14 protein-coding genes are annotated in these 22,208 nt (G+C 69.6%); 8 read left to right on the top strand and 6 right to left on the bottom strand.

What is annotated here, in order from left to right:
* Positions 1 to 797: 797 nt before the first annotated feature.
* Both CKY47_RS31810 and CKY47_RS31805 read left to right on the top strand, forming a co-directional pair.
* Positions 798 to 1,754: a cellulose binding domain-containing protein gene (locus CKY47_RS31810; RefSeq protein WP_306750040.1), complete on the top strand. Its 957-nt coding sequence runs from the start codon at positions 798 to 800 to the stop codon at positions 1,752 to 1,754.
* A gap of 90 nt (positions 1,755 to 1,844) precedes the next feature.
* Entirely contained in the window at positions 1,845 to 2,933 is a 1,089-nt protein-coding gene (locus CKY47_RS31805; RefSeq protein WP_306750038.1) for a lytic polysaccharide monooxygenase auxiliary activity family 9 protein, read from the top strand.
* An 81-nt stretch (positions 2,934 to 3,014) separates the two neighbouring features.
* Here the strand turns inward: CKY47_RS31805 and CKY47_RS31800 are convergent, their stop codons facing one another.
* The 5 genes from CKY47_RS31800 to CKY47_RS31780 form a co-directional block, all read right to left on the bottom strand.
* Positions 3,015 to 3,995 (bottom strand): ROK family protein, encoded by a 981-nt coding sequence (locus CKY47_RS31800; RefSeq protein ID WP_306750037.1) that lies wholly within the window; start codon positions 3,993 to 3,995, stop codon positions 3,015 to 3,017.
* A 935-nt stretch (positions 3,996 to 4,930) separates the two neighbouring features.
* A complete protein-coding gene (locus CKY47_RS31795; RefSeq protein WP_306750036.1) occupies positions 4,931 to 6,184 on the bottom strand; it encodes an ROK family protein in 1,254 nt (417 codons plus the stop codon).
* Between the two features lie 269 nt (positions 6,185 to 6,453).
* Positions 6,454 to 7,956, bottom strand: coding sequence for a glycoside hydrolase family 43 protein (locus tag CKY47_RS31790; RefSeq protein WP_306750035.1), 1,503 nt, complete (start codon positions 7,954 to 7,956; stop codon positions 6,454 to 6,456).
* A 74-nt stretch (positions 7,957 to 8,030) separates the two neighbouring features.
* Entirely contained in the window at positions 8,031 to 9,758 is a 1,728-nt protein-coding gene (locus CKY47_RS31785; RefSeq protein ID WP_306750034.1) for a glycoside hydrolase family 13 protein, read from the bottom strand.
* Between the two features lie 170 nt (positions 9,759 to 9,928).
* The gene (locus CKY47_RS31780) at positions 9,929 to 11,584 is read right to left on the bottom strand and encodes an ABC transporter substrate-binding protein (RefSeq protein ID WP_306750033.1); all 1,656 of its coding nucleotides are present in this window, start codon (positions 11,582 to 11,584) and stop codon (positions 9,929 to 9,931) included.
* Between the two features lie 259 nt (positions 11,585 to 11,843).
* On the opposite strand from CKY47_RS31780, the gene CKY47_RS31775 reads away from it, so the two are divergent.
* Positions 11,844 to 14,303, top strand: coding sequence for a glycoside hydrolase family 2 protein (locus CKY47_RS31775; protein ID WP_306750032.1), 2,460 nt, complete (start codon positions 11,844 to 11,846; stop codon positions 14,301 to 14,303).
* Positions 14,304 to 14,536: 233 nt separating this feature from the next.
* On the opposite strand, the gene CKY47_RS31770 is transcribed toward CKY47_RS31775, so the two are convergent.
* Positions 14,537 to 14,794, bottom strand: coding sequence for a hypothetical protein (locus CKY47_RS31770; protein ID WP_306750031.1), 258 nt, complete (start codon positions 14,792 to 14,794; stop codon positions 14,537 to 14,539).
* 165 nt (positions 14,795 to 14,959) lie between these two features.
* Between CKY47_RS31770 and CKY47_RS31765 the strand changes: the two genes are divergently transcribed.
* From CKY47_RS31765 to CKY47_RS31745, 5 genes are all read left to right on the top strand, one after another.
* Entirely contained in the window at positions 14,960 to 16,492 is a 1,533-nt protein-coding gene (locus CKY47_RS31765) for a cellulase family glycosylhydrolase (RefSeq protein ID WP_306750030.1), read from the top strand.
* Positions 16,440 to 17,798, top strand: a complete 1,359-nt coding sequence (locus CKY47_RS31760; protein ID WP_306750029.1) for a beta-galactosidase — start codon at positions 16,440 to 16,442, stop codon at positions 17,796 to 17,798. The genes CKY47_RS31765 and CKY47_RS31760 overlap by 53 nt, the downstream gene beginning before the upstream one ends.
* 1,182 nt (positions 17,799 to 18,980) lie before the next feature.
* Positions 18,981 to 19,139 (top strand): hypothetical protein, encoded by a 159-nt coding sequence (locus CKY47_RS31755; RefSeq protein WP_306750028.1) that lies wholly within the window; start codon positions 18,981 to 18,983, stop codon positions 19,137 to 19,139.
* 249 nt (positions 19,140 to 19,388) lie between these two features.
* Entirely contained in the window at positions 19,389 to 20,231 is an 843-nt protein-coding gene (locus tag CKY47_RS31750; protein ID WP_306750027.1) for an MEDS and STAS domain-containing protein, read from the top strand.
* A complete protein-coding gene (locus tag CKY47_RS31745) occupies positions 20,228 to 21,169 on the top strand; it encodes an anti-sigma factor RsbA family regulatory protein (RefSeq protein WP_306750026.1) in 942 nt (313 codons plus the stop codon). Before CKY47_RS31750 ends, CKY47_RS31745 begins: the two co-directional genes overlap by 4 nt.
* The last annotated feature ends 1,039 nt before the right edge of the window (positions 21,170 to 22,208 follow it).

The raw sequence follows: 22,208 nt of genomic DNA, 5'->3' as shown, positions 1-22,208 counted from the left end.
TTGTCGAGCGGTCGCACTCGACCGAGCCACGCACCGCGCCGGGGGAACCGGCGAACACACCGCCCAGGCCGCGTGGACTACGCCGGAACTCTCGTAATCACCCGATCGATCCAGGCCAACGTCCACCGCTGATGGCCATGCGTGTGCCGCAGGCCCTTGCTCAGATCCCGGAACACCGCCCGGACCTGTTCGTTGTCTCCCGGATAGGGGCAGGGACGGGAAGGACGGGTCGGCAGCCTCGACCTCAAAGGTGGTCGGTCCGTGACGCGCGAGCCGGACGAACCGTCAGCGGGCTCCTGCTTGCCGCACCCGACAGCGCTTCCGCCGTCGGACGGTCCCGTCTCGACTCGCGAGCAGGGAGTCGCCTCCGGAGAGATCATCTCGCATAGTTTTGCAGTTGAACTTAGTGTGCCACGATACGAAGCACCCAAGACCCGGTCAAGGCCTACCACAGCGAGGCTTTGACCAGTAAGGTTGACGGCGTTCGCAGTGATCAGCACTCAAACGGGACGTCGAACCGCGATCGCAGAAGTGCCTGTTTCACAGTTGACTCTTGCAGGCACCTTGGTTCGCGGGACGGGTGGATCGGGGTCGTCGGACCCAGGTCGAGCCTGACGGGGCGAGCCGTCGGTTGGTCGTCCGGAGTTCGCGCGTTGTCCGATCGGCGGCGTGACGCCATTCCTGGGAGCGCTCCCAGGTCGGTGGGCCGCCCCGTCCTGGGAGTTCCCGCGTATCCGAAGGAATACGAGACATGCCCAGTGCAGTGCGTGTAAGGCGTCCATGGGTCGCCGCGGGGGGTGAGCGTCTTCGTGTCCGGCATGATCGTCGGTGCGCCGACCGGTTCGGCAGCCGCGGCGGGGCCCGATCTGCGGGTGGACATCGCCGCTGATCGGCTGCCGATCAGCGAGGACATCTACGGGATGAACTTCGCGAGCGAGGAGATGGCCGCCGACCTGCGGTTGCCGGTGCAGCGGTGGGGTGGGAACCACACCACGCGCTACAACTTCCGCTACGACAACACCGACCGCGCGTCCGACTGGTACTTCGAGAACATCGACGAACCCGGCCCGGCCCCCTCCACCCTGCCGGACGGTTCCACGACGGATCGCGCCCACGAGCAGAACGTCCGCACCGGTACCAAGACCCTGCTGTCGGTGCCGCTGCTGGGCTGGGGCGCCAAGGGGCGGGACGAGGCGTGCGGTTTCTCGGTGGACGTCACCACCACCGGCCTGACGCTGTCGTGGCCGGCGGTCGCCGGCGCGGCGGACTACACCGTCGAGCGCGACGGCACGGCCACCGGCCGCACCGCGGGCACGACCCTGTCGGTGACCGGGCTGACGGCCGATACCGCCTGCACCTCCACCGTCCGCGCCAACAACGCCGCGGGCGACCCGTCACCGCCGTCGAGGGCGTTGTCCGTGCGCACCAAGCGGGACGACTCCCAGCCGGGAACCGGGTGTGACGCGGTGGTGCGGGTGGTCGACAAGTGGCCGGGTGCCTTCCGGCTCGACCTGACCGTCCGCAACACCGGCACCGAGCCGGGCACCGCCTGGACGGCGACCTTGACCCTGGCGGCAGGCATGTCCGTCGGGCAGACCTGGAACGGCCAGGCCACCACCACCGGGACCAAGGTCACCGTGAAGAACGCCCCGTGGAACGACCCGCTCATCCCGACGGCCACCGCGACCGCCGGGATGAGCGTCAACGGTGACCCCGCCGGCTGGAACCCCACCCCGACTTGCTCCCTGTCCTGATCCGAACCGGTGTGGCCCGCGCGATCCCGTGGGCCACACCGGTCGATCCCCGACCTCCATCGTCGATCAACGAAGATTAGGCGGTAACACATGATCCACCGGACCGACAGCACCGAACCACTTCGTCGAACGCGGCGTGCACCGAGCGCGTCGTCGCGCGCCATCGCCTGGCGCGCTGCGGCTGTCTTCGGCGCGTGCCTGGCACTGCTGACCACCCTGCTGGTGACCTTCGGCGCGGGCACGGCCTCCGCCCACGGCGCGGTCAGCGATCCGCCCGCGCGCCACTACGGCTGCTACTTCCGGTGGCCCAACGGCCCGTCGCCGCAGATGGCCGCGGAAGACCCCATGTGCCACAAGGCGTGGCAGGCCGACCCGTCCGCGATGTACAACTGGAACGGCCTGCTGCGCGACGGTGTCGGCGGCGACCACCAGGCCGCGGTGCCCGACGGGCAGCTGTGCAGCGGCGGCATGACCTTCAACGGCCGCTACGCCGCGTTCGACGAACCCGGTGCCTGGAAGACCGTCGACCGGCCCAGCCGGTTCACCCTGAACCTGAACGACACGTCGTCCCACGGTGCCGACTACATCCGCGTCTACGCCACCAAGCAGGGCTTCGACGCCAAGACGCAGAAGCCGCGCTGGGCCGATCTGGAACTGGTCGGACAGACCGGCCGGATCGCGACCGGCACCAGGACGCCGGTCGAGGTGGACGCGCCCGGCCGCACCGGCCACCACGTCCTGTTCACCGTGTGGCAGGCCAGCCACGGGGACCAGTCCTACTACTTCTGCAGCGACGTGAACTTCACCGACGGGGGCACCACTCCCACCACCACCACCACCACCACCACCGCGACCACGACCACGACCACGACGGATGTACCCGAGCGAGGCTGCACGGCCTCCTACCGGGTCACCTCCCAATGGTCCGGCGGGTTCCAGGCCGAGGTGCGCGTGACCGCGGGCTCCGCTCCGATCACCGGCTGGACGGCTCAGTGGGCCTTCACCAACGGCGAGCGGATCAACTCCTCCTGGAGTGCGACCCTCACCGCGAGCGGACCGACAATCAGCGCCCGCAACGCCGCCTACAACGGCTCGCTCGGCGCGGGGGCCAGCGCGACCTTCGGGTTCGTCGCCTCTGGGACCGCCAGCACCCCGGCACTCACCTGCACGGCATCCTGAGCCGGACCCTTGGACCGCCCGCGACCGTGATCGGCGGGCGGTCCAAGGCGTGGTCGCAGCCGCTGTCGAACACGGGTCGACTCAGATGACGCCGGTGATCGTCGCCTGGATCGCCAGGGCGGCGGCGGAGCGCGCCCACTCGCCGAAGTCGAACGGCTGGACGTCCAACTCGACGAGGTCGGGGTCGTCCTCGTAGGTGTCCTCGAAGCCGTCGGCCACCAGCCGGGACGCGACCTCGTACAGCGGCAGGCCCTCCCCGGTGAGCAGCACCTTCTGCGGGTTGACGGCGTTGGCCACGGTGCCGATGAGCACCCCGAGCGCGTAACCGGCGTCGCCGAAGACCCGCTCGGCCTCCGGGTCGCCGCGACGAACCCGTTCGACTGCCTGCCCGTAGGTCGGCGGCCCTTCCAACTGGCGCAGCATCACGTGCGTCATCAAGTAGCTGGAGACGCAGCCGTGACGGCCGCAGCCGCACAGCGGGCCGTTGGAGTCGACCAGGACGTGGCTGAAGTTCGGCGGCTGGCCGTGCGCGCCTTCCACGAGCCTGCCGTCCACGATCAGCCCCGTGCCGACGCCGGCGCCGATGGTGATCACGGCCATCGATTTCAGACCGGCTCCCGCGCCGAACCAGTGCTCGGTCGCGGTGAGGGCCTGCACGTCGTTCCCGACCGCGGTCGGGACGCCGGTCGCCTGGGTGACCATCGCCTTGAGCGGCACGTCGGCCCAGTCCAGGAAGGCGCAGGACACCACCAGGCCGTCGAGCGCGGTTCCGCCGACCGTCACCCCGATCCCGGTGGTGTCCGGGTAGATGGCCGCCACCTCGGCGATCTGGGCGACGACCTCGTCGGGATCGGTGGAGCGCAGTGGCTCCGAGACCCTCGCCGCGACCGTCGCGGTCAGGTCGGTGGCGGCGGTGTACAGCCGGTCGCCGGTCAGCTTCACACCCAGGAAGCGGTGGGTGTCACCCCGCACCCGCAGCAACTCCGACGGCCGCCCCATGACCGAGCGCAACTCCGTGCCACCCTCCGCCAGCAGACCTTCGTCGACCAGCGTCTTCGTCACCCGGGTAAGGGTCGGCCGCGACAGGTCCAGTCGAACGGCGATCTCGGCTCGCGGCATCGCACCGTGGATCAGCACCTCCAGCAGGATCCGGCGCGCGACCCCAGGCAGCTTCGGCCACGAAGGAGCGGCACGGATTCGCGAGGTCACGGGCAGACGATACCGGTTGCACGGATAACGCCCGGCGACCCACGACGAGAAACCCGCTCTCCTGGAAGGCTCGCGCCGCACCCCGGCCCAACGACGTCGGGCCGCCTGCTCAGGTACGTCCGGCGGGGACCGCAGCGGAGTCGCGGGCGACGAGCCGGCAGGGGTTGATGCGGCGGCCGGATCTCGGTGCGCCGTTGATGGCGGCCAGGAGCAGATCCGCCGTGTCCGCCCGGTTCCACGTCGACGCGGTGACCGGCAAGCCGGTGCCATGACGTCCCGGTTGTCGACACGTCGTCGGGCACACGCCTGCCTGCAGCTCGGAGGGCGTCGGCGACGCCGCGGGCACCCCTTCGCTGCCGCAGAACACCGCGGCGAAGGGGTGCCGCCGCCCATCAGGATGCGCGCCGCCTGCCTACCCCACGCCTCGCTCCACTCGCCGAGATTCCGTCACACATCGCAGACGAGCGTTGGAGCCTCGCTTCATGCTGAGCTACGGACGACGGGACGACTACGCACACGACCGTCGACGCCTTGGAACGTGCGGAACCCACCCGCACCCAGGGCCGTCGATGCGCGCGTTGGGCAGTACCGACTTGACGGTGCGGTGGACCTTGGTCCAGTCGGCGAGGAACTTGTCCTTCTTGGTCGCGCCGCGAAACGCACGACGGTGCTGTGCTCCCCGAGCGTGTGCGAACAGATCACCTCTGACGGCCGAAAGGAGGCCGCCACCGCGGTGTCCGGCCGCGCGAGGGCGCGCCGCGGGTCGCCGGTCGGGCGACCTCGAACGGTCACGGTGCCTCGACCGCAACGGCGGGCACCGGCCGTGTCCCGTCCTCGGAGCGGCCGAGGATCAGCTCGCTCTGCAGGACGAGGATCGCCCCGCCGATCGCGGCCGCATCCGACCCGTTGACCGCGGGCACCACCCGAACCGGATGCGCCTTGCGGGCGAACAACCGGCGGTCCAGCTCCTGCTGGATCACGAACTGGTAGATCGACCCGGCCACCGCGAAGCTCTGTCCGGCCAGGACGATCGCGTCCAGGTCGAACAGGACCGATACGGTGACCGCGGCGTGACCGAGGTAGCGCGCCGACCGCTCGACGAGTTCACGGGCCTCGGGATCGCCGGCGTTCGCGGCCGCCGCGATCCGTGCGAACTCGGTCAGGAAGTCGTCGGCAGCCGGGTCGAGCGCCAGTCGCCGGGCGAGGTCCGGCATCGCCAGCGCCTGCCGGACCAGGGCCGACGGGCCGGCGTAGTTCTCCAGGCACCCGACGTTGCCGCACGGACATTCGTCGCCGTTGACGTCGATCGAGATGTGGCCGATCTCCGCGCTGTTCGACGAGCTGCCCCGGTACACCTCACCGGCGACCACCACCCCGCCGCCGATCCCGGTGGCCATGTAGAAGCAGCCGTAGGTGCTGTGCGGGTCCACCGCACCCATCCAGTACTCGCCGATGGCCGCCGCCGCGGCGTCGTTGTCGAGCAGCACGGGCAGGCCCAGGCTCTCCGCCAGGCGCGGCGCGACGGGGTAGTCGTACCACTCCTCGGTGGGCTGCGGCGTCAACAACACACCCGTACCCCGGTCCTGCGGACCGTAGCTGACCAGACCGACCCCGAGCACCTTCTCGCGGTCGACGCCCGCCGTCGTCAACAGGGCGTCCACCCGCGACGCCACCAGCGGCAACGCCTGCTCCGGCGGCATCGACGACACGCCGTGGAACGACGTGCGCGCCACCGGTCGGCCGGCGAGGTCCACGACCACGATGACGCAGGCGTTGCGCTCGAGCTGCACCCCCACGCCGTAGCGGGCCGGTGGGTTGAGCTGGACCATCGTGCGAGGCTTGCCGCCCGTCGGCGCGCCACGACCGGCCTCGACGACCAGCCCGTCGCCCAGGAGCTCGCGCACGACCTCGGAGATCGTCGCCCCGGTGAGACCGGTCGCCGTCGCGAGTTCCACCCGGCTGATCGAGCGCGCCGCTCTGATCACGTCCAGGACCACGCCTCGCGTCTTCGGCCGGCTTGCCCAGACCGGGCTTCTCGCCACGATTCCCTCCTTCGCCGCACCCATTCGCCAGGCTACTTCACTTAGCCCTTACCCGGCCCACCGGGTCACCCACCGTCACCCCCTCCAGGTGCCACCACCAGCGCATTCAGTTTCAGAGGAATCCTGAATAAGGGAGGACGCGGCCATCCCGTGAGCGTCGGCACCACGGGGGTCGCATCTGTCGGGCCGTCATGAGCGCGGCCACCTTGGCCTGGTGGTCGCTGCCGGCGACGGTCTCCAAGAGGCATCCAACGGCATGTCGTGGAGTTTCACACCTGTTTCGTCGTGTCGTCGTCCGCGGCGGCCTCGACCGGTTCGTAGTCGAACCAGTCGAAGTGGACCGCTCCACTCGACGCGTACATGCCGATCACCCGTCCGGTGAAGCCCCCGGCCACCTCGGTCGAGAGGTAGCGGCCGTCCAGGCGGGCCAGCTCGGTGCGGGTGCCATCCGGTCGGACGACGCCGAGGGTCACCACGTCGGGACCGTTGCGGGAATCGGTCGGCGTCCGGGGCTCGGCGATCGCGATCTCCAGCACCACTTCGCCCGGTCCCGCCGCTGCGGACCCCACCAGGGACCGCAGCGGTCCGATCCGCGTATAGGCGCTGACCTGCCCGTCTGCCACCTCGATCGCGTAGTGGTGCCGCTCGTCGAGCCGCACCACCAGGCCACCGCTGCCCTCGGTGGGGTCGATCGCGGCGCGGGCGCGGCACGCCAGGTGCTGCTGACGGCGCCCGATGAAGGTGACGTCCGGATCGTCCGGCGAACCACCGTCGGCGCGGAGGGTGAGCCAGCCGGGTCGGGCCTCGGTGGTGCAGCGGTCGGCGGGCCGGTGGCGCAGGGAGATCCAGCGGGGGTGCAGGTCGGGTTCGTCGAAGTCGTCCCGGACGGGTTCGGTGACGGTGGGGCGCGGCGGCGCGGCGGAGTCGGTCCCCAACTCGCCGACGACGGGCCATCCGTCGACCCAGCGCACCGGCGCGAGGAAAGTTTCCCGACCCAGCACGTGCCAGCCGGGCGTCCCCCCGCGCGGCCGCACGCCGAGGAGCACCATGCACCACGAGCCGTCGGGCGCCTGCACGAGATCGCCGTGCCCGGTGTTCTGGATGGGGTGGCTGGTGCCCCGGTGGGTCAGGATCGGGTTGTCCGGGCAGGGTTCGAACGGGCCGTTCACCGTGGGGCCGCGGGCGATCAGGACCGCGTGACCGCGTTCGGTGCCGCCTTCGGCGATCATCAGGTACCAGTAGTCGCCGATCTTGTACAGGTGCGGCGCCTCGGGGGCGTGGGCGCCCGGTGTGCCGGACCAGAGCCCGCGGGGTTCTCCCAAGGTCTCGCCGGTGGTCGGGTCGATGCGGACCTGGCCGACTCCTGCGTAGGTGCACCAGCAGTTGCCGTCCTCGTCCCAGGCCAGGTCGGGGTCGATGCCGCGGACGTCGGGCAGCCGCACCGGGTCCGACCAGGGACCCGCCGGGTCCTCCGTGTGGAACAGCAGGTTGCCGTCGCCCGCGACGTTGGTGACGATCAGCCAGAACCGGCCCTCGTGGTGGCGCAGTGTCGGGGCGTAGATCCCGCTGGAGGAGGCGGTGCCGGTGGGCAGGCGGAGTTGGCTCGGCCGGTCCAGCGCGTTGCCGATCTGGACCCAGTCGATCAGGTTCCGGCTGTGGAAGATCGGGACACCGGGGAAGTACTCGAAGCTGGAGCAGGCGAGGTAGTAGTCCTCACCTGCGCGGCAGACGCTCGGGTCGGGGTGCATGCCAGGGATGATCGGCTGGTTCATCTCACCTGTTTCTGTCGGTTCTCCGGGTTGCGCGGCGGTGGTCACCGGCTGCTCGGGCCCGAGCGTCCTGGCTCTTACTTCCTGAAGACGTGCGCGGACCACGGTTCCATGGAGATCCGACCGTTCACGATCGATGGTTCGTCGAGGTTGGACAGCAGTAGGTCGGCGCCCGACCAGTCGCCGTCCAGTGCTGCGGTTTGCGGTGTGCCGCTGAGGTTGGCCACGACGATCAGGCAGTCGTCGTTCAGGGTGCGTTCGTAGGCGTAGAGGTGGGGTTCGTCGGCCAAGAGCATCCGGAAGTCGCCGCGGGCGATGACGGGGAGCTCGTGGCGCAGTTCGATGAGCTTGCGGTAGTGGTTGAAGACGGAGTTCGGGTCGTCGTACTGGGCTTGGGCGTTGAGCCAGGTGTGGTTGGGGTTGACCGCGAGCCACGGTTGGCCGGTGGTGAAGCCGGCGTTGGGGCCGGCGTCCCATTGCACGGGGGTGCGGGCGTTGTCGCGGCCCATGGCGCGCAGGCCGCGCAGCACCGACTCGGGGTCGCCGCCGGCGGCGACGGCCTCGGCGTAGTGGTTGAGGGACTCGATGTCGCGCATCTCGTGCACGCCGGCGAACGGCGCGTTGGTCATGCCCAGCTCTTCGCCCTGGTAGACGTAGGGCGTGCCGCGGTGCAGATGCAGCACGGTGGCCCAAGCGGTGGCGGATTCGCGCCAGTGGTCGCCTTCGTCGCCAAAGCGGGACACCACGCGGGGCTGGTCGTGGTTGCACCAGTAGAGGCTGTTCCAGCCGACCTCGCTCAACTCCTGCTGCCAACGACCCAGCGAGGCTTTGACGTCGCGCAGGTCCAGCGGGCGCGGGTCGAACTTGCCGCCGGGGCCGTGGTCGAGGCAGACGTGCTCGAACTGGAACACCATGTCCAGCTCCCGCCGCGCCGGGTCGGTGAACAGCCGGGCGTCCTCCCAGGTGACGCCGGGCGTCTCCCCCACGGTCAGCAGCTCGCCGGACCGGCCGTCGAACACCTCGCGGTGCATCTCCTGGAGGAATTCGTGGACGCGCGGTCCGTTGGCGTAGTGCGGGAACCCGTCGCCGAGGCCGCCGGCGCCGGTGGTGGCACCGTCGGGCAGGGCGGGGTCCTTGGAGATCAGGCTGATGACGTCCATCCGGAAGCCGTCCACACCCCGGTCCAGCCACCACCGCATCATCTCGTACACCGCCTGCCGGACCTCGGGGTTCTCCCAGTTCAGGTCCGGCTGCTCGGGTGCGAACAGGTGCAGGTAGTACTCGCCGGTCGCCTCGTCGAGGGTCCAGGTCGGGCCGGAGAAGTACGACTGCCAGTTCGTCGGCTCCGCGCCCGGCTGCCCGGCCTCCAACCCGTCCCGCGGCCGGCGCCACCAGTACCAGTCACGCTTCGGGTTGTGCTTGGAGGAGCGGGACTCGACGAACCACGGGTGTTCGTCGGAGGTGTGGTTGACCACCAGGTCCATCACCAACTTCATGCCGCGGGCGTGCACCTCGGCGACCAGCCGGTCGAAGTCCTCCAACGTGCCGAACACCGGGTCGATCGCCTGGTGGTCGGAGATGTCGTAGCCGTTGTCGGCCTGCGGCGAGGCGTAGACGGGCGACAGCCAGATCACGTCGACGCCCAACAGCTCCAGGTGTTCCAACCGCGACGTGACGCCGTTGAGATCACCCACACCGTCGCCGTTGGAGTCGGCGAAGCTGCGCGGGTAGACCTGGTACACCACGGCCGAGGTCCACCACGGGGCGGTGTCCAGTGCGGGGGTGACCGTCTGGTCGAGAGTCATGGATGTCCTTCGAGGGTGTTGTTCGACCGCGCCGGGGGTCACGCCGCGCATGAGCATGCGTTGGAAGAGCAGGAAGACCACCGGTGGCGGCAGGTGATGTGCCGCTCGTAGGTCTCCAGACCGGGTGGTGGTCGCGGAGCACGCGGATTCGGTGCCAGGTGGACCGGGGGTCACTTCCCCGCAGGGCGGAGGCGCATGAGGACTTCCGCGCTGTCGGGGTGGGACCAGACCGCCGGGGAGGCGTACAGGTCGCGTTCCGTCGGCCAGCCGGTGAACTTGGCGTTGTGGTAGACGCTGATCGTGCCTTGGGTGAGGACCGGGATGTAGGGCATCGTCCGCTCGATGCGGGTCTGGATCGTGTCCAGGTGGGGCTGCCGGGCGGCGGTGTCGGCGGGGTTGAGGAGCTTGAGCGCGTCGAGGGCTTGATCGACCTGCGGGTCGGAGAACCGGCTGAAGTTCGGACCGGGTTTGGCACCGACCGCGGCGGTCTGCGCGGTGCTGTAGAAGTAGTTGTAGAGGTAGAACGGGTCCGGTGCGGGCCCCTGGTAGAGCGAGTCGATGATCACCTGGAACGCGCCGCGGTCCCGGGCGTCGACGAACTCGTTCCCGGACACCTGCTGCACGGTGATCTTGATGCCGGCCTGTCGCAACTGCTGGCTCATCGTGTCCGCCGCGGTGATGTAGTCGGTCCAGCCGGCGACGACGCTCAGCGTCAGCGACAACGACACGCCGTCCTTGGCGTAGATGCCGTCGGAGCCCTTGGCGTAGCCCGCGCTCTCCAGGATCTGCTGCGACTTGGCCGGATCCGGTCGCATCGGGGCGGTCTTGTTCCGCAGCTCGTCGGAGATGAGGGCGCCGTCCCGTCCCGGTAGCAGGAAGCTGGGTGAGACGTCACCGCCGGTGTTCTCGAACGCCAGCGCGTTGGTCTGGGTCCGGTCGACGGCGTGGTGGATCGCCTGGCGCACGGCCGGGTCGGTCTGGGGCCCCTGACAGCCCAGGGCGGTGCTGCTGCACGTCGCCAGCACGATCTGGTTCGCGTGGGTGATCGTGGCCTGGTAGCCGGGGTAGGTGTTCCCGACGTCCTGAAGACCGGGCACGGGCCCGGTCTGCCAGTCGATCTCCCCGGCATCGAGCGCCGCAGCGCCGGCCTGGTTCCCCGACAGCGCGAGGTAGCGGACCTTCTTGACGGCGGGCTCACCGCCCCAGTAGGCCGGGTTCGCCTTGAGCGTGTACGCCTGGGGCTTGAACTCCTCCAGCAGGTACGGGCCGGTGCCGACCGGGTCCTTCACCGCGGCGACCGCCGGGTCGGTGATGTCCTTCCACTTGTGCTCGGGCACGATGTAGGTCCTGCCGAGGACCGACGGGCCGTCCACGAACGACGGTCGGTCGAACGCGATGGTCACGTGCGTGTCGTCGACCGCCTCCGCCCGCCCGGCGTAACCACTGTTGTTCATCCCCTTGTGCTTGCTGATCATGTCGAGGGTGAACACGACGTCGGCGGCGGTGAACTTCTCCCCGTCGGACCAGGTCACGCCGTCCCGGAGGGTGATGGACAGCTGCGTGCCGTCCGCGTTCCAGGTGAACTCGGTGCCCAGCCTGGGTGTCGGTTCGGCGTCGTCGAGGACGTTGTAGAAGAACAGGGTCTGGAAGATCGTGCCCCCTCCGCCGATGGTGGTCGGCGCGAACGGGTTGAAGTTGATCTGGTAGTCACCGGACTGGCCGCCGTACGCCACCAAGGTGGAGCTCTCGGCCCCAGCCGACGTGCCCGACGGTCCGCACCCCGCGGCCACGACCGCCGCGGCGAGCAGGACGGTTGCGGCGCGCACACGTGCGCCGGGACTTCTCGACATCATCACGACGTCCTCCTTGACGTGCGGCTGGCGGGACGCGTCACGACAGCACCCTGCGCCCGGCCATTATTAGGTCCTCTAACTAAGCCGTCAACAGCGGAGGCTCGCCGATCGGCGGGCTATGTCTCAACAGGTCGCGATGTCCATAAGTCCAGGTGTTGACTTACTTCATCTTCCTGAGTAACCATCTCGATGCGCTTCGCCCCTGAGTCGACCAACGAAGGAGAGAGCCGCCATGACGCGCCTGGACCTGCACGACGGCTGGCGCCTGCGCGCCCTGGGAGGCCCGGTGCCGGCCGGCCTGGTCGACCTGGAGGTGACCGCGCGGGTCCCCGGCAGCACCCACCTCGACCTGATGGCCGCAGGCCTCATCCCCGACCCGTACGCGGACCGCAACGAGGCGGAGCTGACCTGGATGCACCGGGTCGACTGGCAGTACTCGACGACGTTCCGAGCGGAGGCGGCGCGGGCCGGTGAACGGGTGGAGTTGGTCTTCGACGGCATCGACACCGTCGCCACCGTCGAACTGAACGGCGAGGTGCTCGGCCACACCGCCAACATGCACCGCGGTTACCGCTTCGACGTCGGGAGATCGCTGCGCGACGGCGACAACGACCTGACCGTGACGCTGTGGTCCGCGCTCGACCACGCCGAGCAGGCGGAGTCCGACCTCGGCTGGCGCAAGCGCGCGTACCCGCACCCGTACAACGCGATCCGCAAGATGGCCTGCTCCTTCGGCTGGGACTGGGGACCTGACCTGCAGACCGCCGGCCTGTGGAAACCCGTGCGGCTGGAACGCTGGGGCACCGCCCGCCTGGCGGAGGTGCGCCCGCTGGTCACCGTCGACGCCGACGGCACCGGCCGCGTCGACGTGCACCTGGCATTGGACCGTGCTGCGGATCGCGATTACACCGTGTCGGTCACGGTCGGCGACCGCACGGAAGCACCGGCGGTCACGGGCGACGCCGCGCACGTCACCGTGCTCGTGCCGGACGCGCGGTTGTGGTGGCCGGTGGGCTACGGCGACCAGCCGCTCTACGACCTGGCCGTCGCGCTGCAGGCCGATGGTCGGCAGGTGGACGCGGTCCGGCGCCGGATCGGGTTTCGCACCGTCACCGTGGACACCGAGCCGGACGAGTTCGGCACCCCGTTCGTCTTCGTCGTCAACGGCAAGCGCGTCTTCGCCAAGGGCGCCAACTGGATCCCGGACGACCACCTCCTCACCCGGGTCACCCGCGAGCGGCTCGCCCGTCGGGTCGACCAGGCCGTCGGCGCGAACATGAACATGCTGCGGGTGTGGGGCGGCGGCATCTACGAGACCGACGACTTCTACGACGCCTGCGACGAGCGCGGCGTGATGGTGTGGCAGGACTTCCCGTTCGCGTGCGCCTACTACGCCGAGGAGGAGCCGCTGCGCGGGGAGGTCGAGGCCGAGGCGCGGGAGAACGTCACCCGCCTGGTCGCCCACCCGTCGCTCGTGCTGTGGAACGGCAACAACGAAAACCTACCCGCCTACGCGGAGTGGGAGGGATGGCAGGACAGCCTGGAAGGAAGGACGTGGGGCAGCGGCTACTACCACGACCTGCTCCCCGAGATCGTCGAGGAACTCGACCCCACCCGCCCGTACGCGCCCGGCAGCCCGTACAGCCCCGGCGACCTGCCACCCAACGACGCCCGCCACGGCACCCGACACGACTGGGACGTCTGGAACTTCCTGGACTACACCCACTACCGCGACCACATCCCCCGCTTCAGCGCCGAGTTCGGCTTCCAGGGACCACCCACCTGGACCACCCTCACCCGATGGGTCCACGGCCGGCCGCTGACGCCCGCCTCGCCCGCGTTCCGGCTCCACCAGAAAGCCGTCAACGGCAACGGCAACCTCGACCGCGGCCTCGCACCCCACCTGCCTGTCCCGACCGACTTCGAGCAGTGGCACTGGGCGACCCAGCTCAACCAGGCCCGCGCGGTGGCCTTCGGCATCGAGCACTACCGCTCCTGGTGGCCGCGGACCGCCGGAGCCCTGGTCTGGCAGCTCAACGACTGCTGGCCGGCCATCTCGTGGGCCGCCATCGACAGCGACGAACGCCCCAAACCCCTCTACTACGCCCTCAGGCACGCGTTCGCGCCGAGGCTGCTGACCGTCCAACCACGCGAAGGGAGGCCCACCCTGGTCGCGATCAACGACCACGACCAACCCTGGGTCGGCGCGGTGAGCGTGACCCGACAGGACTTCGCCGGCGAGGTGCTGGCCGCGGCCGACCTGAGGCTCGACGTGCCGCCCCGATCCACCGCCCGGCTGGACCTGACCGATCACCTCCTCGAACCCACCGACCCGACGAACGAAGTGCTGGTCGCGACCGTCGACGGCGTCCGCACTCACCACCTGTTCCGCGAAGACCTCGACCTCCACTACCACCCGGAGCCGTTCACCGCCGACGTCACACCTGTGACCGGCGGATACCGCGTGGACGTCCGGGCCACCTCGTACGTCCGGGACCTCAGCCTGCTGGCCGACAAAGTGGCCGCCGACGCGGTCGTCGACGACATGCTCATCTCGCTCACCGCCGGAGAAACGCACCACTTCACCGTCCGCACGTCGGAGAAGTTGCGGGAACCGACCGTTGTGCTGCACCCGCGGGTGCTCAGCTGCGCCAACACGTTGGCGTTGGGAGGTTCGCGTACCACAGCGTGAAACCCGTGGTACCTGATTCAGGGCTCCTTCGGGTTCGTCACCGCCTGGAACGACTTCCAGTGGCCGTTCACCGCGCCGTCGAGGGTCCACCGGCCCGTCCGCGGGCGACCTGCCGATGCACACCGACGTCTGGTTGGTCGGCGGGCCCGTCCACCCAGGCCACTACCGGCGGCTGACCACCCCCCACGTCCTGCGCCACCTCGGAGAGTGAGGAGGAAGCGGTGCCGACAGATTCACCCGTGCTCAGCATGACGGACCGGTGGACGGTCGTGCGTTTCCGGTTCCGCGACCGCGAGTTCGCGACCGGACCCCACGCCTTCACCCCCGGCTTCCGCAGATAGGGGACACCAAAGCCAGGAGTTGATGGCCGACATCAGACGATCGGCCACATCTCCGAAATCGGCGACCCATTTTTCGCGCGGCCCAGCTGACGGGAAGTCGACGAAATGATACGAACCGACCGTTTCCGCACGAAGGTCTTCAGATTCCACGATATTTTCGCTACCGTCCCACCTGGGAACGCTCCCAGAAGTTCCCCGGTGTGACCAGGGCGGAGCGGTCCACCCCCAATTCGGTGGCCCTCCCCCCTGCCAGTTGAACTGCTTTCCGAAGAACATGGTGGCGGGCTGGGCCGTCACCCGCACAAAGGAGTGCTGATGTTGGGAAGAATCAGAAAGCGTCGCACCGCGCTGGCCGCGGTGGGCGCTGTGGTGTCCATCGCGGGCACCGCCCTGCTGGCGGCGGCGGGCGGATCGTGGGCGAGTGACGCGAGCGCGGCGGCGGCGTTCGCGTGCCGGGTCGACTACGCGACCAACGACTGGGGCAGCGGTTTCGGCGCCAACGTGACCGTGGCCAACGCCGGCTCGTCGCCGGTCAGCGGTTGGACGCTGACCTACTCCTACGCCGGCAACCAGACCCTGCAGCACGGCTGGAGCGGCAACTGGTCGCAGTCCGGCAAGAAGATCACCGTCGCCAACCTGAACTGGAACAGCACCATCCCGGTGAACGGCAGCGTCTCGGTGGGAGCGAACTTCGCCTACAGCGGCACCAACGCCAAGCCGACGGACTTCGCCGTCAACGGCGCCACGTGCACCGGCACCAGCCCGACGACCACCACCACCACGACCACCACTACGACCACCAACCCTCCGGTCGACGGGCCGGCACCGGAGCTGCGGGTTTCCGGCAACAAGCTGGTCACCGCGGACGGCAGGCCGTACCGGCTGCTCGGGGTGAACCGCTCCACGTCCGAGTTCGCCTGCGTGCAGGGCAAGGGCATGTGGGACGGCGGTCCGGTCGACCAGGCATCGGTGGACGCGATGAAGACCTGGAACATCCACGCGGTGCGGGTCCCGTTGAACGAGGAGTGCTGGCTGGGCGTCTACGGCACGCCCAGCGGCCCCGCCTACCAGCAGGCCATCAAGGACTACACGGACCTGCTGGTGACCAACGGCATCAACGTGATCCTGGATCTGCACTGGACCTGGGGCGCCTACACGAACAGCCCGGACTGGCACTGCAAGGACGAGCACGCGGTGTGCCAGAAGCCGATGACCGACGCGAAGTACTCCCCGCAGTTCTGGACCAGTGTGGCGAACACGTTCAAGGGCAACGACGCGGTCGTGTTCGACCTGTTCAACGAGCCGTACCCGGAGATGGGCGCGAACTGGGACAAGACGGCGGGCTGGCAGTGCTGGCGCGACGGCGGCATGTGCACGGGTATCCCCTACGAGATCGCCGGCATGCAGGACCTGGTCGACGCGGTGCGATCCACCGGCGCCACCAACGTCCTGATGCTGGGCGGTCTGGAGTGGGCCAACGACCTGCGTGAGTGGCTGAAGTACAAGCCGGCCGACCCGCTGGACAACATCGCCGTCTCGTGGCACGCCTACAGCTTCAACTCCTGTGCCAACGAAGCGTGCTGGGACAGCCAGATCGCCCCGATCGCCCAGCAGGTCCCGGTCGTGCTCGGCGAATTCGGTCAGGAAGACTGCAACTTCGACTACATGCAGCGGCTGGCGAACTGGGCCGACTCCCACAACGTCAGCTACATGCCGTGGACCTGGACCCCGTGGGGCTGCGTCACCGGCGCCGTGCTCATCAAGGACTGGGCCGGCACGCCCGAGCCCGGCATCGGTGAAGGCTACAAGGCTCACCTGCTCGCCCGAGACCCCTACGCGATCCGCTGACCGATCAACCGCACAGCTCTACCCGCACGTCGAGCCGCCCCGGCTGCCGGTCCGAACACGACCCGGCCGGGGCGGCTCGGCGGGCAAGCTCCCCGACCGACGATCACCGACCGCAGGTTCCGTCGCGATCACGAAACAGGTACGTCCCGTGCAAGATTCCTCTCCAGATGACGACGCCGGCCCTTCCGAAGCCTTTCCCCGTCCCGACCACGCCGCCTTTCGCGCGGAAGATCTCCACCACGGATTTGACGGTCGCGGCCGAGGCACGAGCGGCCTGTTCTTCGGAGGGGACTACAACCCCGATCAGTGGCCCGAGGAGACCTGGGCGGAGGACGTGGCGCTGATGCGCACCGCGTCGGTCAACCTCGTGACCGTCGGCGTGTTCTCCTGGTCCCGGCTGCAGCCCTCACCCGACGGGTTCGAGTTCGACTGGCTCGACCGCGTCCTCGACGGCCTGCACACCGCGGGCGTGGGCGTGTGCCTGGCGACGCCCACCGCGTCGCCGCCGCCGTGGTTCGGCCGGCTGCACCCGGACGCCCTACCGGTCACCCGGCAGGGGGTACGTCTGACCCACGGCTCGCGCGACACCTATTGCGTCAACGCTCCCGCATACCGGCAGGCGAGCGTGCGGGTCGCCACCGAGCTGGCCGACCGCTACCGCCAGCATCCTGCGGTGCGCTTGTGGCACATCCACAACGAGTACGGCACGTGGTGCTTCTGCGAGCACTGCGAACACTCGTTCCAGGAGTGGCTGCGCGGACGGCACGGCACCCTCGACGTCCTCGACGACGCATGGAGCACGGCCTTCTGGTCCCAGGGCTACAGCCGGTGGGACGAGATCCTGCCGCCGCGCGCCACCCAGTACCTGTCCAACCCCGCGCACGAACTCGACTACCGACGTTTCCCGTCCGCCTCGATGGTCCGCCACTACCGCGTACAGAAAGCCGTTGTCGCGGGCCGGGCACCGGTCACCACGAACTTCGTCCTCGGCGGCTGGGTGCCCGTCGACCACGCCGCCTTCGCGCGCGAGGTCGACCTCGTCGCCATCGACCACTACCCGTCGACGGTGGGTGAAGCACCGGCCGAACGCGCTTTCGCCGCCGACCGGGCGCGTGGCTGGGCTCGTGCCGCCGGCCATCCCGACGGCCGCTGGCTGCTCGTGGAGCACGCGGCCGGCGCGATCCACGCCGACGGGGTCGTCCAGTCGTTGCCCGAGGGCTCGATCGCCGAGGCGGCCGAGACCTACCTTGGGTGGACCCGTTCTGACGGACAGGGTCGACGCGCCGAGTTCGACACCCAGCGCTGATTCGACACCCAGACCTCGCGCCACTGGCGTCACCACCGACTCGGCGGAGCTCTTCGGCGCAGGTCACGCAATGCCTTCGCCGTCGGACAGGCCACGCGCATCCCCGGTCAGGCCGGCGGTCAGTTTGTCCCGGGCCAGCCGGTAGCCGACCTTGGAGACAGGCACATCGCGAGCAGGAAGTAGATCCCGACCCGTGACGGGAGGTCACCGGGGATCCGCCCGGCGCACCCGATCGGCCGCACCCTCGCGGTCCAACTCCATCGCATAACGCCACAGCAGCGCGCGCCGTCGGCCCTCAGGCCGGTCGTCCAACTCCACGACACCTGGTGCACCCGATCCGATGCTTGACGGGAGCGCGATATCGACGTCCGCGGTCACGCGGGTCGACGACCTCGCATCCGGAGCACCGGAGGCCGGAGCTCTCCACACGCTTGACGTCGACCTACCACCTCAGCATATATTGAGTCAATTAACACTGAGCGGGTTACCGGCCGTCGGAGGACCACCGTCGACAGTCAGGAGCCGTGAGACCCTCCTTGTTCGAGATCCGCATGGTTGCATCGACAAGTAAGAATGCCGAATGAGATGACCCTGCTGACGTCTGCCCTACTGAATTTAGGGCGATATTCGAGACCGTAATGCACCGAATAAGGAAACGGGCATCGGCCTGTAACGTAGCAGCCCAGGAAGTGTCTTCCCCGCGCGAGCGGGGGTGGTCCAGCAAAGAAGCACGGACGCCGAAGGTTACCGACGATCACTCAGTGCACGTGATCTCGCTGGTGTCCTCCCAGCGCTTCCCGAGTGGCGGACGACCAGCGGGGTTGTGACTCGACGTGCGTGCCGGGCATCGACGGCACGTCACACGTGTGGGTGACGGATATGGCGAAGGCCGGGCGTGCGCCGCGAAACTGATCAGGTGACGAGATCTGCCGGAGCACCGACGACAGACCGGCATGCCCGGATCTCCCGCGCCTGGGACCGCAGCGGGTCGATCGCCCGTCACGTCACGCAGACCCGCGTGGCCGGCAGGCTCGCGGCGGACGTCTGCGCCGAAAGCGGCGACGAAGCCGGGAAGCGGCCTACCGCTGCAGGACCGCGTTGGCCCGCACTCTGGGCTCGATCGGCTGTCTGCAGGACAGCCTGGCCAGGAAGCACGCCGCCGTTCACCGGACGGAGGACGGAGTGCTGCGCATGCTGACCCTTCCCCCGGTGCAGCACAGTGCGGTGCTGCCGGAGTGGTTCCGGCGACGCGGCACGCGACCCGACGTCATGGCGGCCGACAACGACGCCGCGGCCGCCACCGAGCAAGATGTACCGGACGGTTGCCGGCGCAGTGCGTGACCCCCGTGCCGAACGTTCGACCCGCGTGGTCGGGCAGGGCGCGCACCGCCACGTGAGGCGTTCCCGCGAACCGTCCGGCGACGGGCATGTCCGGCGCGCACGGAACGGCGCGCCGTCGCCGCACCGGCACGTCACCCGGGTCCGCAGTGCCCGCAGCGAAGATCCCTTCCCACACTGTTGAGGTGGCCGGTGGAGGTAGCGTCGACGACTGCCTGTACCCGCAGCACTGCGCACACGTAGTATTCAGGGATGCGCAGGTCCGGGGCGGTGGTGCACGCACGCGGGTTGGGGGCTCACGACCACGTATGCTGGCGGTACGACGATGTGCACGAGTTCCGGGCTCGAGCGCGGGAGTTCCTGTCCGACGGGCTGGAGCGGGGCTTGCGGGTCTGCTACGTCGCCTCCGGCTCCGCGGATGTCCTGGTGGAGGATCTGCGCGGGATCGACGGTATCGACCGGGCGCTGCGCGAGGGCGCGGCCCGGGTCGCGTCGTTGGACGCCACGTACCCGTTCGGCACGGTGGTCGAGCCCGAAGCCCAGGTACGGGCCTACGCCGCCGCCACCGAGGCGGCCGTGGCCGACGGGTTCGCCGGGTTCCGCGTGGCCGCCGAGGCCACCCCGCTGGTACGCACCCCGCGGCAGCTAGCCGCCTTCACCCGCTACGAACACCTCGTGGACCACTACATGGCCGATCACCCGTTCTCCGCGCTGTGCGCCTACGCCACCGGGGAGGTCGACGACTCGGCGTTCGCGCAGCTCGCGTGCCTGCACCCGAACACCAACGCGCAGTCACCCGGCTTCCGGCTACACGCCGCCGGTGATCACGTCACCGCGCTGGGCGGCGAGGTGGACGCCTCCACCGAGGACCTCTTCGCCTGGGCCTTGGATCGCGTCGACCTGCGGCCGCGCGGCGGGGAAATGGTGCTCGACGCCACGGGGCTGACGTTCCTCGACCACAACAGCCTGCTGCGCCTGGCCGACCTGGCGGCGAAGCGTGGCACGCCCCTGGTGCTCCGCGCGTCCTGGCCGGGCCTGAGCCGCCTCACGGAGTTCCTCGACCTGCACGACGTACGCGTGGAACAGACCGCATGACCCCGGCAACACCGCCCCTCGCCGGCTTCGTCCACCCCGCGCTGTTCTACGGCTCCGACGAGGAGTACCTGGGCACGCTCGTGCCCTTCGTCACCGACGGCCTGGCCGAGGGGCACCCCGTCGCCGTGGCAGTGCCCGGCGCGCGGCTGCGGCTGCTGCGCGAGGCCCTGGGCGCGGACGTCGAGGAGGTGCTGATGCTGGACATGGAGGTCGCGGGCCGCAATCCCGGCCGGATCATCCCGACCGTGCTGCGCCGGTTCGCCGACGCCCACCGCGACGGTCACGTGCGCATCGTCGGCGAGCCGATCTGGGCCGGGCGCACCACGACCGAGTACCCCGCCTGCGCCCAGCACGAAGCGTTGATCAACGTGGCGTTCGCCGGGCGCGACGTCACCATCGTCTGCCCCTACGACACCCGCACACTCGACGACCGTGTGCTGACCGACGCGCTGGCCACGCACCCGACGGTGTGGGACGCCACCCGGCGCCGCGACAGCGAGCACTACGACCCCTACGCCGTGGTCGACCGCTACAACCAGCCGGTGCGGGCCGCAGCAGACGTCGCCGTCTTCCCCGTCACCGCCACCTCCCGCATCCGCGAGGTCCGCCGGTTCGTCGCCGAACGGGCACGGGAGTCGGGATCACCGCCCGAGCGAACGGCCGACCTGGAACTCATCGTCACCGAGTTGGTGACCAACAGCCTCCGGCACACCGGCGGCGGGTGCCGCGTGCGGATCTGGCGCGACGAGGGGCACCTGGTCTGCGCGGTCGAGGACGACGGGCATCTGGCGGACCCGCTGGCCGGGCGCAGACCACCCGAGCGCGGCCGGCACGGGGGCCGCGGACTCCTCCTGGTCAACCAACTGGCGGATCTCGTGCGCACGCACACCAGCTCCCACGGCACCACCATGTACGCCTTCCTCTTCTTGGACGGATGACAGCCACGAGGCCCGTGAGCCCTCCCCCTTGATACGGGTCGAGCTTCGGCGGCAACGCACCAGCCCTGAACACACCGCTGCGCGACAGCGCTTCTGACCGCGGCCTGGATGTCGAACTCGCAGTTCACGGACCGCTGTCGGCGAGGACGGACCAGTCGGCGACGATCGGCGCGCTACCGGCCGCGGCGGTGCGGGCCGGCCGTCGGCAGCGGGCATCTTCCATGCTTTGTCCGACGGGCCGACGTGTCCCGTGTTCCGGCCGCTCGCATCCGACCCTGTCGTTGCGCCGTCGTCATCGGGCAGTGCGACGTCGGCGAGGTGTGGTCAGGCCGGTATGCGCAGGCGGGCCCAGACGACCTTGGCGTTGTCGGTGGGACGCACGCCCGGGTCGCTGCTGAGTGCTTCGACCACCTTCATGCCGTTGCCGCGGTTGGGGCCTGCCGTCGAGGCGCCGACCGCGGGGCACGATCGGTGGAGGCGTCCCGGACCTCGATGAGGAGTTCACGTCGGGTATGACAGCGCACGCTGAGGTGGTGGGGTTTGTCGGCGTGGTCGCAGGCATTGGCGACGAGTACGTGGCGGACGGGTTGCGCGTCCCGGACGAAGTCCTCGCCGAACCCTCGCAGCAGGCTGCCGACCCGGGCGCGCATCACGGCCAGGCTCTCGCACTGCACCGACGTGTCCAACAACAGACCGTCGTCCTATGGGTGCCAACCCCCTTCCGGGCGGTGGCGCGGTCACCGTGGAGTGACGGTTCAACCGGGGGTCACCCCTGCGGTCGCCGTACGTACGCCTCGTGGGCGGGGATGAGTCGATCGCCGGCGGCGAGACCTCGTGCCGCTCAGGTCGTCGACAGCACCGGCACTGCGCCCATCGTCACCACTTCGGTCACGCGAACGTGCGCGGTGTCGGCGACAAAGACCCGACACGGCTGGTTGCCGAGCGGCCCGGACGTTGGCCACCGGAACCGGATGGCCGGTGGAAGCACCACAGCTTGACCACTCCGGGTGAGCTGTCCGGCTGGCGACATCCCATCGGA

Origin of the sequence: Saccharothrix longispora (genome assembly GCF_030852425.1) — a bacterium.
GTDB classification, from domain to species: domain Bacteria; phylum Actinomycetota; class Actinomycetes; order Mycobacteriales; family Pseudonocardiaceae; genus Actinosynnema; species Actinosynnema longispora.
The sequence above is the reverse complement of the archived record's forward strand: the minus strand, read 5'-3'. Positions and strand labels throughout refer to the sequence as shown.